Genomic DNA, 14,965 nt, shown 5'->3' with positions numbered 1-14,965 from the left:
TCCTTTTAATTAATTAACGTTCAGCGCGTCATTAACCAGGTCTTGCTGCTGTTGTTGGTGTACGGACATGTAACCCACGGCCGGTGAGGCGGAGGCCGGGCGGCCTGCATAACGTAAGGTCGCACCAAACGGCACAACTTCACGGAAATGATGCTGGCTGCAGTACCAGGCGCCCTGATTCAGCGGCTCTTCCTGACACCAGACAAAATCCTGTACGTGAGAATACGCTTTTAATGCTTCCTGAACCGCTTGATGCGGGAACGGATAGAGCTGCTCGATGCGCACGATAGCCACATCGGTCTGCTCATTTTTACGACGCTGCTCAAGCAGGTCGTAATAAACTTTACCGGAACACAGCACGACGCGTTTCACGCCCTGCGGATCCAGATCGTCAACTTCGCCAATCGCAGGCTGGAAGGAGCCGTTAGCCAGTTCATCCAGCGTGGAGATGGCCAGCGGATGGCGCAGCAGGGATTTCGGCGACATCACAATCAGCGGACGGCGCATACCGCGCAGCGCCTGACGACGCAGCATATGGTAAACCTGCGCTGGTGTAGAAGGTACGCAGACCTGCATGTTCTGCTCAGCGCAGAGTTGCAGATAACGCTCCAGACGCGCAGAGGAGTGCTCTGGCCCCTGACCTTCATAACCGTGCGGCAGCAGCATCACCAGACCACACATACGTCCCCATTTCTGCTCACCGGAGCTGATGAACTGGTCGATAACCACCTGCGCACCGTTAGCGAAGTCACCAAACTGCGCTTCCCAGATGGTCAGAATGCGCGGCTCAGCGGTAGCATAGCCATATTCAAAGGCCAGTACCGCCTCTTCTGACAGCACGGAGTCCCAGACTTTGAACTGGCCCTGACCGCTGTGCACATGGTGCAGAGGGGTATAGGTTGAGCCGTTCGCCTGGTTATGCACGACCGCGTGGCGGTGGAAGAAGGTCCCGCGACCGGTATCTTCGCCTGAGAGGCGGACCGGAATACCTTCATCAACCAGCGTGGCGTACGCCAGGTTTTCCGCGCCGCCCCAGTCAAAGGCTTTCTCGCCTTCAGCCATCAGACGACGGTCGTTATAGATCTTGGCCACACGCGACTGTACTTCGACCTCTTCAGGCACCTGGCTGATACGCAGCGCCAGTTCCTTCAGACGTTTCATGTCGACCTGAGCCGGGTAAGGCTCGTCCCACTCGTGATTCAGGTAAGGAGACCAGGTAAAGGAGTGCAGGCTCATTGGACGCCATTCCGGCACCACACATTCGCCCGCATCCAGCGCGTCACGATAGAGATTGACCATTTCGGTCGCATCTTCCTGGGTGACAACGGCTTCACCTTCCAGACGGTCGGCATAGATTTTACGCGGCGTCGGGTGTTTTTTGATTTTCTGGTACATCAGCGGCTGGGTCGCACTTGGCTCATCGGCCTCGTTGTGACCATGACGGCGGTAGCAGACCAGATCGATAAACACATCACGCTTAAAGGTGTTGCGATAATCGAGCGCCAGACGGGTCACAAAGGCGACGGCTTCCGGGTCATCTGCGTTGACGTGGAAAATTGGTGCCAGCACCATTTTGCCGATGTCGGTGCAATATGGGGTAGAACGCGCATCTTTCGGGTTGGACGTCGTAAAGCCAACCTGGTTGTTGATGACGATGCGAACGGTCCCGCCCACTTCATAACCGCGCGCCTGGGACATGTTCAGAGTTTCCTGAACCACGCCCTGGCCAATCACGGCCGCATCACCATGAATGGTGATCGGTAAGACTTTATTGCTGGCTGGCTCATCCAGACGATCCAGACGGGCACGCACAGAACCCATGACTACCGGGCTGACAATCTCCAGGTGTGACGGGTTAAACGCCAGCGCCAGGTGAACCAGGCCGCCTTCGGTTTCCACGTCAGAGGAGAAGCCCATGTGGTACTTCACGTCACCAGTGCCCAGATGCTCTTTGTGCTTACCGGCGAACTCGTCGAACAAATCCTGTGGCTTTTTACCCAGCACGTTGATCAACACGTTGAGACGACCACGGTGCGCCATACCCAGTACGACTTCACGGGTACCGCTCTTACCGGCGTGACGGATCATTTCGCGCAGCATCGGTACCAGCGCATCGCCGCCTTCGAGCGAGAAGCGTTTGGCACCCGGGAATTTCGCCCCGAGATATTTTTCCAGACCTTCTGCCGCAGTCAGCTCTTTCAGGAAACCTTTTTTCTCTTCGTTGCTGAACGCTGCACGGCCCGCAACCGACTCAAGACGCTGCTGAATCCAGCGTTTTTCATCGGTGTTGTTGATGTGCATATATTCTGCGCCAATCGAGCCGCAGTAAGTCTGCGTCAGCGCCTGGAAGAGATCGGCCAGCTTCATGGTGTCTTTGCCAATGGCAAAGGAACCTACGTTAAAGCTTTCCTGAAAATCGGCCTCGGTCAGATCGTGAAAAGCGGGGTCGAGATCGGCAACACGGTCCTGTTTCCACAGGCCGAGCGGATCAAGATTGGCATGCTGATGGCCGCGGAAACGAAACGCGTTAATCAGCTGCAGCACTTTTACTTGCTTGGAGTTGGTTTCCGGATCGGAGACAGATGAGGTGTAACGAGATGCATCTTTCGCCAGGCGACGGAAGTACTCACGTGTGGTGGAGTGAAACTGCTCAGGTTTCATTCCGGTGCCCGGTAGCTGCTGGAACATCGAGCGCCACACTGCATCGACAGAGTCAGGATCGGTCAGGAAATCCTCATAGAGCTGCTCTATGTAAGACTGATTCGCGCCGGCCAGCCAGGAAGAGTCCAGCCAGGGCTTCATCGCGCTGTTCTGCATTGTGATCCCTTAAGCATTGCTATGCTTTTTTGAGGTTTCATTTGTTGCCGCTTTCGCGGTTTGCCGTAGTGAGTTCAGCGATACGAGCACTTTGCGCAGCGCGCGTGGCCCGTAAGGGAACCTTTGTAAACGTGGTAATCACCACGCTTACAGAGGCTTCCGTAAAACACCGGGAACCTGAGGTTCCCGGCGGAGACTGCTTATGCGCCGCGCTGCAGCAGCATCGACTTGATATGGCCGATGGCGCGCGTCGGGTTCAGTCCTTTCGGACAGACGCTCACACAGTTCATGATGCTATGACAGCGGAATACGCTGAAAGCATCATTCAGATTGTCGAGACGCGCTTCGGTTTCGGTGTCGCGACTGTCAATCAGGAAGCGGTATGCCGCCAGCAGGCCAGCAGGACCGATGAACTTCTCAGGATTCCACCAGAATGATGGGCATGAGGTTGAACAGCAGGCACAGAGAATACACTCGTACAGGCCATCCAGGTGTTCACGTTCTTCCGGCATCTGCAGATGTTCACGTGCTGGCGGATTTTCCCCATTATTCAACAGGAAAGGCTTAATTTTCTCATACTGTGCATAAAACTGGCTCATGTCTACAACCAGGTCACGCACCACCGGTAAACCCGGCAATGGACGGATAACGATTTTCTGTTTGCCATTGCCCAGTGCCGAGACTGGCGTAATGCAGGCCAGTCCGTTTTTACCGTTCATGTTGAGGCCATCAGAGCCACACACGCCTTCACGGCAGGAGCGACGAAACGCCAGAGTGGGATCTTTCTCTTTCAGGCGAATCAGCGCGTCCAGCAGCATCATGTCGCGACCGTCTTCCGACTCCAGGGTGTAATCCTGCATGCGCGGTTTGTCATCGACGTCCGGATTGTAGCGGTAAATTGAAAACTCGAGTCTCATGATCGTCTCCGAAATTAGTAGGTACGCACTTTCGGCGGGAAGGCCGCGCGCAGTTTCGGCTGCATGTTCACCTCACGGCGAGTCATGCTTTCGGTTTCCGGGACATAAAGACTGTGGCACAGCCAGTTTTCATCATCACGATCCGGGAAGTCGAAGCGACTATGCGCACCGCGGCTCTCGGTGCGATAGTTGGCCGCTACCGCCGTGGCAAAGGCCGTCTCCATCAGGTTATCCAGCTCCAGGCACTCAATACGCTGCGTGTTGAAATCCGGTGAGCGGTCATCCAGACGCGCTGACTTCAGCCGCTGGCGAATCTCTTTCAGCTCTTCCAGACCCTGTGCCATCGCTTCGCCTTCGCGGAATACAGAGAAGTTGTTCTGCATGCAGCGTTGCAGCGCTTTACGAATCTCAACCGGATCTTCACCGGTGGTGTTGTTTTCCCAGCGGTTGAAGCGCGCCATCGCCACGGCGATCTCGTCTTCAGAAGCATCGCGCAGGTCGCCCTGCTCTTTGATACTCTCCAGCAGATGCAGACCCGCTGCACGGCCAAAGACCACCAGGTCGAGCAGGGAGTTACCGCCCAGACGGTTGGCACCATGCACCGATACACAGGCGATTTCGCCGACGGCGAACAGGCCTGGAATTACGACATCTTCGCCCTGCTCATTCACACGCAGTGCCTGACCGGTCACTTTGGTCGGAATACCGCCCATCATGTAGTGACAGGTCGGGATGACCGGGATAGGTTCTTTAATCGGATCGGCGTGCGCAAAGGTGCGTGACAGCTCAAGGATGCCAGGCAGACGTGACTCAAGCACCTCTTTACCCAGGTGATCCAGTTTCAGCTTCAGATGTGGACCCCATGGGCCATCACAGCCGCGACCTTCACGGATTTCAATCATCATTGAGCGCGCAACCACGTCGCGGCCCGCCAGATCTTTGGCGTTCGGCGCATAACGCTCCATGAAGCGTTCGCCATGTTTGTTCAGCAGATAGCCGCCTTCACCACGGCAGCCCTCGGTGACCAGCACGCCCGCACCGGCGATGCCGGTTGGGTGGAACTGCCACATCTCCATATCCTGCACCGGCACGCCCGCACGCAGGGCCATACCGACGCCGTCACCGGTGTTGATATGCGCATTGGTGGTGGACTGGTAGATACGGCCCGCGCCGCCGGTAGCCAGAATGGTCGCTTTCGCTTTGAAATAAACGGTTTCACCGGTTTCGATGCAGATAGCGGTACAACCCACCACTGCGCCATCGGCGTTTTTTACCAGATCCAGGGCATACCACTCAGAGAAGATAGTGGTTTTGTTTTTCAGGTTCTGCTGATAGAGCGTGTGCAGCAACGCATGACCGGTACGGTCAGCCGCAGCCGCCGTTCGTGCCGCCTGCTCGCCACCGAAATTCTTCGACTGGCCACCAAACGGACGCTGATAAACACGACCATCTTCCAGACGCGAGAAAGGCAGGCCCATGTGCTCCAGTTCCAGAATCGCTTCCGGGCCGGTTTTGCACATATATTCAATCGCGTCCTGGTCACCGATGTAATCGGAACCTTTGACGGTGTCGTACATATGCCATTCCCAGTTATCTTCATGGGTATTACCCAGCGCAACGGTAATACCGCCCTGCGCAGATACTGTGTGGGAACGGGTCGGAAAAACTTTAGATAACAGAGCGCAGGTCTGGCCGCCCTGGGAGATTTGCAGTGCGGCCCGCATTCCTGCGCCACCTGCGCCGATTACCACGGCATCGAACTCTCTGATTGGCAAACTCATTTACACACCCCACACCACAACAAAGCCATAAATCGCATACCACAACAGCGCCACGACAATCACAAACTGCAACAGCAAGCGAACCGGCAGCGATTTGACGTAGTCTGTTAACACCTGCCACATACCGATCCAGCCATGGACCAGAATGGAAAACAGCGTCAGCAGCGTGAACACTTTGGTGAATGCGGACGCGAAGAAGCCACGCCACAGGTCATAGGTCAGCGTGTCTGTCATCACCACGAAACCGAGGATGTAGACGATGTAGAGCGTAATGAGGATTGCCGTTGCCCGCAGCAGCAGCCAGTCCTGAATGCCGTTGCGACCCAACGCGGATGCATTGCTTACCATACGAGGACTCCCGCCAGAATTGCCAGCACGACAGTGATCACAAAAGTCATATGAGCGGAACGCTTACCCACTTCAAGCGTTTCGGCCAGATAACCAAAATCCATCAACATATGACGAATCCCGCTCACCGCGTGATAGGCCAGCGCCGTTAAGATGCCCCACATAATGAACTTCGCGAAGAAGCCATCCATGATGGACGCAGCGTGCTGGAAACCTTCAGGAGAAGAGAGAGAGAGACCGAGCAGCCACAGCAGGATGCCAGTGGCAACCAATGTGATTACGCCGGAGACGCGGTGAAGAATGGACGATATTGCAGTAACGGGAAACCGGATCGTCGAGAGATCCAAGTTGACAGGTCTTTGTTTTTTCACGGTTTTGCCCACACAGCTCTTTTTTATTTTGCTTCCTCCGGACCTGAGGCGGAGTCTAATCACAACGTGTGGCAGACTTAACCGTCACCAAACAAGCAACATCCAGTGTTAATTGACGCGGTAGTAAACGCTGGGTGGCTCCTGGTGTCAGGGTGTTCCGGAGACCTGCCAGGAGTATAGGAGGATCACATTCTGATTACAATTCCCCTACAAACTCTTTGGTATATTTTAGGTGGAACAGTGATCCTACTCACGATTTTCACAATTGATACAATTTTAATTATCTGATTTGACAATAGTTCAACAATTCAGTTACAAACTAAGCCTATAAATGCCTATGATGCACAAAAGTTATGGGGATACACTTTCCCCTAAGCGCAAGTTATGTAACATTGCGATAATGAGCTTTAAAAAGCATCAGGTTATTGGTTACCAAGAAGTTATGTCCTGACCGGATCTTTAACAACCGCGATATGCAGCATGTCCATGGCTCACCGGTTCCCGCTGGGAACGCGCCGCTCACTCTGTACCCTGCACCGCTTTACCCCCGCAGAGTGATACTGTGTAGTTTTGCCAACCGCAACATGAACGCGTTTCAGGTGTCTAAAGATCCTTACCTACATAAGGCGCTATGGAGACGAAAATGACAGATAAAAAAGTAACGCTAACCCTGCAAGATGGAACATCTATTGAACTGGACGTGCTGAAAGGCACGCTGGGCCAGGATGTGGTTGATGTCCGCGCTCTGGGTTCAAGTGGCCTGTTCACCTTCGATCCCGGTTTTACGTCTACAGCGTCCTGCGAATCTGCTATCACCTTTATCGATGGTGATGAAGGTATCCTGCTGCACCGTGGTTTCCCTATTTCTCAGCTGGCGACCCACTCTAACTATCTGGAAGTCTGCTACATCCTGCTGAACGGCGAAGCGCCTAACCAGAAACAGTTTGATGAGTTCTGTACCACCGTTACCCGCCACACCATGATTCATGAGCAGATTACCCGCCTGTTCCATGGTTTCCGTCGTGATTCCCATCCGATGGCAGTCATGTGCGGTGTGACTGGCGCACTGGCAGCGTTTTACCACGATTCGCTGGATGTAAACATTGAGCGCCACCGCGAAATCGCGGCATTCCGTCTGCTTTCTAAAATGCCGACCATGGCAGCAATGTGTTACAAATATTCAATCGGTCAGCCATTTGTCTATCCGCGCAACGACCTCTCATATGCCGGTAACTTCCTGCATATGATGTTTGCTACACCGTGCGAAGAGTACAAAGTGAACCCGGTGCTGGAACGCGCGATGGACCGCATTCTGATTCTGCATGCTGATCATGAGCAGAACGCCTCAACCTCTACCGTACGTACCGCGGGTTCAAGCGGCGCGAACCCGTTTGCCTGTATCGCCGCCGGGATCGCCTCCCTGTGGGGACCGGCGCACGGCGGTGCCAACGAAGCGACTCTGCGTATGCTGGAAGAGATCAGCACCGTTGAGCACATCCCGGAATTTGTTAAACGCGCCAAAGATAAGAATGATTCATTCCGTCTGATGGGCTTTGGTCACCGCGTTTATAAAAACTACGATCCACGTGCAACCGTGATGCGCGATACCTGCCATGAAGTGCTGAATGAGCTGGGTATGAAAGATGACCTGCTGGAAGTGGCGATGGAGCTGGAACACATTGCACTGAACGACCCGTACTTCATCGAGCGTAAACTCTATCCAAACGTGGACTTCTACTCCGGTATCATTCTGAAAGCGATGGGTATTCCCTCCTCCATGTTTACGGTGATCTTCGCGATGGCCCGTACTGTTGGCTGGATTGCACACTGGAAAGAGATGCACGACGAAGGCATGAAGATTGCCCGTCCGCGTCAGCTTTACACCGGTTATACCGAGCGCGAGTTCAGCTCACAGCTGAAAAAGTAAGATTCGGTGGATAGCGGAGAGGAATCTCCGCTCAGCCAGTTGATAAGCCTGCATATGGGTGAATCTGGCCGCAACGAATAAGTTCAACGCGCAGGGAACACGGTCAGAAGAGGAAAGCGTCCCGCGCCAGGGACAAAAATGCCGGGAGCGTTTTTGAACAACGCAAAGCGTTGGCCCGGCAACGGGCGCATCTCAGGGATGAGGTGCGTAATCGCGCGGGCCGAGCATGTCATGGATGACGGCTTTTGCGTCTTTCCGATCTGACCGTGTTTCCTGAGCAGGCTCGATCTCACAGCTGCCTGTTACTATCCTCACCCGCTATAAACTTCATGCCCTTTCTATCTCTGACAACCCGGACACCAGTAAAAAGGCCGTGATGAAAGCGTGCCCTTCTCAATTACCGTGTCACAGCGCCGGCATTTCTTGCCCTGCCGATGAAAAACCTCGAACTGAAACGCCGCTTCCTCATGATATTTCTTCATGGTTCCCCGCATCCGATAGGCATGACGCGGCACCGACAGCAGCGCCTCGCTGAAAGCAGTCAGCTGATGGTCACTGAGATCCTGCGCCCGATGATTTGGCAGCAGCTGCGCCAGCCAGAGAATCTCAGCGCGCAGGTAATTTCCCAGCCCGGCCAGAAAAGCCTGATCCAGCAGCAGACCACTGAACTGTCGCCGCCGGAAACGGGGTGACAGCAGCCGCTCTTTCACTTCTTCCACGTTAAGCTGGCTGTTCAGCACATCCGGTCCGATGCGGGTCAGAAACGGATGCGCCGCCAGCGTATCTGCGTTGAGCAGTTCAATATCCGAGGCGCTATAAAGCAAAATCGCTTTGCCCGCTGTCGCCAGCCGCACCCGCAACTGACGCGTGGTATTCAGTTCGGTATCGGGCTTCACAATGCGCCAGACGCCATAAAGCTGGTTATGACTGTAAAGCGTCAGGCCATTGCTGAAATGAGTCAGCAGCGCTTTGCCCCGCGTCTCAATCGCCTGCACCTGCTCACCAATCAGTGAGGGTTCATAGGTCTTGAGCTGAGGAAACGCGAACCACGCTTCCGTTAACGGTTGCCCAACAATGGCGGCTTCAAGCTTATCCGCCACGCGGCGAATTTCCGGTCCTTCAGGCATCGTTCTTCCTCTTAATGGGTGGCGCCGCCAGCCTGTTTGATATCCTGGCCGGTCTCCAGCGTCACCTTCACCGCAATCTCCAGCGCCTGAATAATGGTCGCAACCGCCATGCTCGGCGCACCGGGATGCAGCGCCGCCTGTTCAGGCAAATAAGGAATATGGATAAAGCCGCCACGCGCCGGACTCTTCTGCTGCTCAAGCCAGTGCAGCAGGCCATACATCACCCGGTTACAGGTGAAGGTGCCAGCGGTTTGTGAAACCGAAGCGGGGATCCCCGCTTCACGCACTGCCGCCACAATTGCTTTGATGGGCAGACGGGAAAAATAGGCGGCCGGGCCGCCAGCGACAATGGGTTCATCAACGGGCTGATTGCCCGCATTGTCCGGGATGCGGGCGTCATCGACATTGATACCGATACGTTCCACGGTAATGTCGCTGCGGCCGCCCGCCTGCCCTACCGACAGCACCGCATCCGGTTTCACCTCTTCCAGCGCCTGGTTCAGCACGTGGAGGACCTCGCTGAAGACGACCGGCAACTGGCGGATCACTATCGTCGCTCCGCCTATCTGTTTGCCTTCCAGCGCTCGCACCGCTTCCCAGGAGGGATTAATCGTTTCACCGCCAAAGGGTTCAAAGGCAGTCATCAGGACAGTTTTCATGCAGCCTCACAGAAACATCAGGAAATAGAGCAGGAAAATGTTAACGATTAACAGTAGCACACCGGTCGGAATCTGAGCTTTGATCACCGCGTTACGATCGGGCAACTCCAGCAGCGCCGCCGGGACAATATTGAAGTTCGCCGCCATCGGCGTCATCAGCGTGCCGCAGTAGCCGGAGAACATACCAATCGCCGCCATCACCGCCGGATTCCCGCCGTGCTGTAGCACCAGAATCGGGATGCCGACGCCTGCGGTGATAATCGGAAACGCCGCAAAGGCGTTGCCCATGATCATGGTTAACAGCGCCATCCCGACGGCATAGACGGTAACCGCGACAAAGCGGTTATCCACCGCCAGCCAGGTTTCGGTCAGATGCGAAATGGCGCTGCCTACGCCCGCGGTGGTAAACAACAGTCCCAGGGTGGCGAGGATCTGCGGCAGGATAAAAGCCCAGCCAATCGAATCCAGCAGACGACGGGTCTCCTGCATCGACTGCACCGGTTTTTCATGAGTCAGTTTCAACGCCACCAGCCAGCCAATCACACAGCCGAGCATCATTGAAAAGAGTGTCACCAGCGTGGCGTGGTTGCCAGGACCGAACACCGCTTCCTGCAGACCGGGAATATTGTTAAACGCCAGCACGCCGACCACGGTCACGACCGGAATCGCCAGCGCAGGCAGAAACAGCTTATTGCGCAGACGCAGGGCACTGGCCTGTTTCTCTTCATCGCTGCGCTGATGATAACGACCCAGCCGGACACCACCCAAACCGGCGATCAGCGCCATTACCACCACAATGACACCAATGGTGATGTGCAGCATGCGGGTGCCCTCCGCGTCGGAGCCCATCAGGCTGCTCATCATCTGCGTCGTCCAGTCACCGACCAGGAACACCAGGCCATACAACGCCCAGAAGAGTCCGGTAGTGAAACGGCGCGGGTTAGCGCTGTCACGCCACGAGAGAATCGCCACCACCAGCAGGATAATACCCGCCAGCCACATCAGATATTGTTGCTGGAACATTACTGACCTCCTTTGGCTTTGAGCGCCTGACTGTTGAGCTGCTGCAGCTCTCGCGCCAGCTGACGATCCAGTCGCACCAGACGTGCCGAGTGAATCAGAAACGCGGCAACGGCGGTCGGAATGCCCCATAAGGCGATGTGCAGCGGCTCGGTCTGAATCCCGGCCGACTCCTGCATAAAATTGTGCATAAAGATAATCGCGCCAAATGCTACGAAGATATCCTCACCAAAGAACAGGCCGACGTTATCCGTCGCCGCTGACATGGCACGCAGCTTATGACGCAGTTCAGGGGAGATCTCGCCATAGCGGTTTTCAGTGGCACCTTCTGCCATCGGTGCCAGCAGCGGACGCACCATCTGCGGATGTCCGCCGAGACTGGTTAACCCCAGCGCCGCCGTGATTTCACGCACAAACAGGTAGACGATCAGCAGACGTCCGGCGGTGGCGGTTTTGATCTGCGCAATCCACGCCTGCGCCCTTTCCTTCAGCCCGTGACGCTCCAGCAGGCCAATGACCGCCAGCGGCAGCAGCAGAATCAGCGGCAGGTTACGGGTGTTAAGAAAACCCGCGCCGAGCTTTTCCAGAATGTCAGCCAGCGGCATCATCGCGGCCAGACCGGTCACAAATCCGGCAACAATGACCACCAGCACCGGGTTGAAACGTAATACGAAGCCGATGACGATCGCGGCAATGCCCAGTAATGGCCAGAGATTTACTGCACTTTCCATGGATTCCCCCAGAGTTAAAAAAACCCGGCATAAGCCGGGCTAAGTGTGATTATTCAGGCGCTGGTGACACGAATCTGCTGAACGGCAAAGGCATCACGTAACCGCTGAGCAAACTGCAGAGCGTGCGCGCCGTCGCCATGTAAGCAGACGGTCTGTGCATTCACTGCCACCCATTCTCCAGTGATACTTTTAACTTTGCCCAGCTGCACCATCGTCAGCGTCTGATCAATAGCCTGCTGCTCATCTTCGATCAGCGCACCCGGCTGGCTGCGCGGCACCAGCGCACCGCTGCTGAGATAGCCACGGTCAGCAAACACTTCTTCCCGCGTGCGTAAGCCATAATGCGCCGCAGCACGGATCGATTCGCTATTCGCCAGCCCGACCACGATCAGCTGACTGTCGACCGCCCTGATGGCGCGGGCAATGGCATCTGCCAGCACCGGGTCAGCCGCGGCCTGGTTATAGAGCATGCCGTGCGGTTTAACGTGAACCAGCCGGGCACCCTCGCTTTCCGCCAGACTTTTCAGCGCGCCAATCTGGTAGATCATCTGGGCATAGACCGTTTCCGGCGGCAACTGCATGGCGCTGCGGCCAAAGTTCTCGCGATCGGGAAAGGCGGGATGCGCCCCGATCGCGACGCCGGATGCCTGCGCCCAGCGCACCGACTGCAGCATGGTCTGCGCATCACCGGCGTGAAAGCCACAGGCGATGTTGGCGGAACTCACCAGTTGCAGCAGCGCCTGGTCGCTGGCGCAGCCCTCGCCCAGGTCGGCATTTAAATCAATATTCATTGAGTCCCCACTTCATCTGGTCCAGCGCCCGGTGCTGATGCTGACGGGCCAGCATCGCTTCCGGCAGGGTGCAGTGAATAAAGTGAATCGGCTCACCCAGACGGATTTGCGCCAGGTGATAGAGATCGGCTTCGATAACGGAGGCGATGCGCGGATAGCCTCCGGTAGTCTGGGCATCCGCCATCAGAACAATGGGCTGTCCGTTCGGTGGCACCTGAATCACACCCGGCATCACGCCGTGTGACAGCAGCTCGCGCGGTCTCTCGCGCTTAAGCTCACGTCCCTCCAGCCGGTATCCCATCCGGTTACTCTGCGGACTGAGTTTCCATGACGTCCGCCAGAACGCCTGCTGCGCTTCGGGGCTGAACTCGCGATACTCCGGGCCAGGCAAAGCGCGAATGCGGTTGCCCCACAGCAGTTGCCGCACCCCGACTTTGCGGTCGAACTCACGGGTCGGTTTACCCAGTGGGATCTGATCGCCATCCTGTAAGGCGCGACCATGAAACCCGCCGAATCTGGCTTTCAGATCGGTGCTGGCAGAACCGAGCACATCAGGGATATCAAAACCACCCTGCACCGCCAGATAGCTGCGCATACCGCGCTGCGGCATCGCCAGCGACAGGACCTGCCCGCGTTTCACCGGCGTGCGCCAGCCCGTCCAGACCGGCTGACCGTTCAGCTCCGCATGGCAGCCTGCGCCGGTCAGCGCAAACCAGCCATCGCGGGTAAACTCCGCTTTGAACTGGCCAAGCACCATCTCCAGCACCGCGCTGTCAGGATCATTGCCTACCAGCACGTTGGCGGTGATCATCGCGGGATGATCCAGCACGCCGCCGGGGCTGATGCCATACTGACGCCAGCCGTAGCGGCCCGCATCCTGAAGGGTGGCAGCCAGCCCGGCTCGCAGAATATTTAACATACGCCCTCCTGTTGCGGCACAAAGCGGACCCTGTCACCGGGACGGAGCAGCGTGGGCGGTTGTTGCAGCGGATCAAACAGCGCGGTGCGCGTCTGGCCGATTAACTGCCAGCCGCCGGGCGAAGCCAGCGGATAGACGCCGGTCTGGCTGCCGCCGATGCCGACCGATCCGGCGGGCACCGCGACCCTCGGCTCAGCCCGACGAGGCATGTGAAGACGCGGATCCAGTCCGCCCAGATAGGGAAAGCCCGGCTGAAAGCCGATAAAAAACACCACATAGTCGCTGCTGCTGTGCAGCTCGACCACCTGATGTGGCGTCAGCGCGGCATGTTCCGCCACTACGCTCAGATCGGGACCTGACTCGCCGCCGTAGATCACCGGAATCTCCACCAGACGCGACTCCGGCAACTGCGCCTCACTCTCTTCCCACCAGCGCTGAAGCCGCTCTATCGCGTCCAGCGGACTCTGCTGGGGATCTCTTAGGATCAGCGTGATGTTGTTCATCCCAGGAATCACCTCCAGCACGTCCGCGTAGGACTGCAGCCGCTGGTTCAGTCCCCAGATACGTTGCTGACTCTCCAGTGAGATCGGCGGTTCCAGCTCCAGCACAACAGCGCGTTCACCCAATAAATAACACCGTGCTCGTTGCAACAGCTACCTCCCGCCTGGTTAAGATCGCGCCTGACCGGATACCCGGATCAGCCGATGGCTTATCTACATAAAGCAAATAGTTATGCGAAAGTGACGGGGATGTGTCAACAGATTTAGGTCCTGCGCAGGCGCGCAGGACCTGAGTGGGGATCAGGCAGGATTAGGAATATCGATGAAGGTCACATCAAGATCGTGGTGCTGCGCCAGCCATTCTCCCAGCGCTTTTACGCCACCGCGCTCGGTCGCATGATGGCCTGCAGCAAAGAAGTGCAGTCCCTGCTCGCGTGCGCTGTGAATGGTCTGCTCAGAGACTTCACCGGTGATGTAGGCATCAACGCATGCGGCGGCGGCCTGGTCGATAAAGCCCTGTCCGCCGCCGCTGCACCAGGCAATGCGACGAATCAGTGCTGGCGCATTGTCACCGCAATGCAGCGGTTCACGTCCCAGCCGATCGCCGATTCTACGGGCCAGCTGTTCGCCGGAAATCGGTTCAGCCAGCTCGCCCCAGAACACCAGCGGCATCACTTCGCCACGCACCTGGATATCCAGCAGTTTCGCCAGCTGAGCGTTGTTGCCCAGTTCAGGATGCGCATCGAGCGGCAGGTGCCAGCCATAGAGATTAATGTCGTTAGCCAGCAGCGTGCGCAGACGGCGGCGCTTCATGCCTTTAATGGCGGCCGGTTCACTTTTCCAGAAATAGCCATGATGGACGATAATCGCATCGGCCTGACGTGCCACCGCCTCATCCAGCAACGCCTGACAGGCCGTCACGCCGGTGATAATCGTTTTGACTTCGCTGCGTCCCTCAACCTGCAAACCGTTGGGGGCATAATCGCTGAAGCTGTGGCTGTCGAGTTGCTGGTTGATCAGCGTCTCTAATTCGTAATGGTTCATTCAGGCTCCTTCG

The 14,965-nt window shown here is 56.6% G+C and carries 14 protein-coding genes; 1 reads left to right on the top strand and 13 read right to left on the bottom strand.

Features of this window, described 5'->3' with window-relative positions; all coding sequences use genetic code 11:
- Positions 1–9 precede the first annotated feature (9 nt).
- From sucA to sdhC, 5 genes are all read right to left on the bottom strand, one after another.
- Positions 10–2,817: a 2-oxoglutarate dehydrogenase E1 component gene (gene sucA, locus ACN1CO_RS01570; protein WP_419137156.1), complete on the bottom strand. Its 2,808-nt coding sequence runs from the start codon at positions 2,815–2,817 to the stop codon at positions 10–12.
- A gap of 200 nt (positions 2,818–3,017) precedes the next feature.
- Positions 3,018–3,734 (bottom strand): succinate dehydrogenase iron-sulfur subunit, encoded by a 717-nt coding sequence (locus tag ACN1CO_RS01565; protein ID WP_179896495.1) that lies wholly within the window; start codon positions 3,732–3,734, stop codon positions 3,018–3,020.
- Positions 3,735–3,748: 14 nt separating this feature from the next.
- Complete coding sequence (gene sdhA / locus ACN1CO_RS01560) at positions 3,749–5,515, bottom strand: succinate dehydrogenase flavoprotein subunit (protein ID WP_090962960.1); 1,767 nt, start codon at positions 5,513–5,515, stop codon at positions 3,749–3,751.
- Complete coding sequence (sdhD, locus tag ACN1CO_RS01555; protein WP_008925023.1) at positions 5,516–5,863, bottom strand: succinate dehydrogenase membrane anchor subunit; 348 nt, start codon at positions 5,861–5,863, stop codon at positions 5,516–5,518. It lies immediately after the preceding gene.
- The gene (gene sdhC, locus ACN1CO_RS01550; protein ID WP_419137154.1) at positions 5,857–6,246 is read right to left on the bottom strand and encodes a succinate dehydrogenase cytochrome b556 subunit; all 390 of its coding nucleotides are present in this window, start codon (positions 6,244–6,246) and stop codon (positions 5,857–5,859) included. Before sdhC ends, sdhD begins: the two co-directional genes overlap by 7 nt.
- 631 nt (positions 6,247–6,877) lie before the next feature.
- Here sdhC and ACN1CO_RS01545 point away from each other — a divergent pair.
- Positions 6,878–8,161 carry a citrate synthase gene (locus tag ACN1CO_RS01545; RefSeq protein ID WP_419137152.1) on the top strand — a complete coding sequence of 428 codons (1,284 nt, stop codon included), beginning with the start codon at positions 6,878–6,880 and terminating at the stop codon, positions 8,159–8,161.
- 338 nt (positions 8,162–8,499) lie between these two features.
- Here the strand turns inward: ACN1CO_RS01545 and nei are convergent, their stop codons facing one another.
- The 8 genes from nei to ACN1CO_RS01505 all read right to left on the bottom strand — a co-directional run bounded on the left by nei (position 8,500) and on the right by ACN1CO_RS01505 (position 14,952).
- Positions 8,500–9,288 (bottom strand): endonuclease VIII, encoded by a 789-nt coding sequence (gene nei / locus ACN1CO_RS01540; protein ID WP_419137150.1) that lies wholly within the window; start codon positions 9,286–9,288, stop codon positions 8,500–8,502.
- Between the two features lie 11 nt (positions 9,289–9,299).
- Positions 9,300–9,947, bottom strand: coding sequence for a pyroglutamyl-peptidase I (gene pcp, locus ACN1CO_RS01535; RefSeq protein WP_419137148.1), 648 nt, complete (start codon positions 9,945–9,947; stop codon positions 9,300–9,302).
- Between the two features lie 6 nt (positions 9,948–9,953).
- Entirely contained in the window at positions 9,954–10,970 is a 1,017-nt protein-coding gene (locus ACN1CO_RS01530) for a DUF979 domain-containing protein (RefSeq protein ID WP_419137146.1), read from the bottom strand.
- Complete coding sequence (locus tag ACN1CO_RS01525) at positions 10,970–11,698, bottom strand: DUF969 domain-containing protein (RefSeq protein ID WP_419137144.1); 729 nt, start codon at positions 11,696–11,698, stop codon at positions 10,970–10,972. The genes ACN1CO_RS01530 and ACN1CO_RS01525 overlap by 1 nt, the downstream gene beginning before the upstream one ends.
- Before the next feature lie 53 nt (positions 11,699–11,751).
- Positions 11,752–12,489 (bottom strand): 5-oxoprolinase subunit PxpA, encoded by a 738-nt coding sequence (gene pxpA / locus ACN1CO_RS01520; protein WP_419137142.1) that lies wholly within the window; start codon positions 12,487–12,489, stop codon positions 11,752–11,754.
- Positions 12,479–13,408 (bottom strand): 5-oxoprolinase subunit PxpC, encoded by a 930-nt coding sequence (gene pxpC, locus ACN1CO_RS01515; RefSeq protein ID WP_419137140.1) that lies wholly within the window; start codon positions 13,406–13,408, stop codon positions 12,479–12,481. Before pxpC ends, pxpA begins: the two co-directional genes overlap by 11 nt.
- The gene (gene pxpB / locus ACN1CO_RS01510) at positions 13,402–14,058 is read right to left on the bottom strand and encodes a 5-oxoprolinase subunit PxpB (protein WP_419137138.1); all 657 of its coding nucleotides are present in this window, start codon (positions 14,056–14,058) and stop codon (positions 13,402–13,404) included. Before pxpB ends, pxpC begins: the two co-directional genes overlap by 7 nt.
- A 150-nt stretch (positions 14,059–14,208) precedes the next feature.
- Entirely contained in the window at positions 14,209–14,952 is a 744-nt protein-coding gene (locus ACN1CO_RS01505) for a type 2 GTP cyclohydrolase I (protein ID WP_419137136.1), read from the bottom strand.
- Positions 14,953–14,965 lie beyond the last annotated feature (13 nt).

The sequence above is a fragment of the Pantoea sp. R13S299 genome (assembly GCF_048515925.1).
GTDB lineage: Bacteria > Pseudomonadota > Gammaproteobacteria > Enterobacterales > Enterobacteriaceae > Pantoea.
This window is presented reverse-complemented; position numbering and strand designations above follow the sequence as displayed.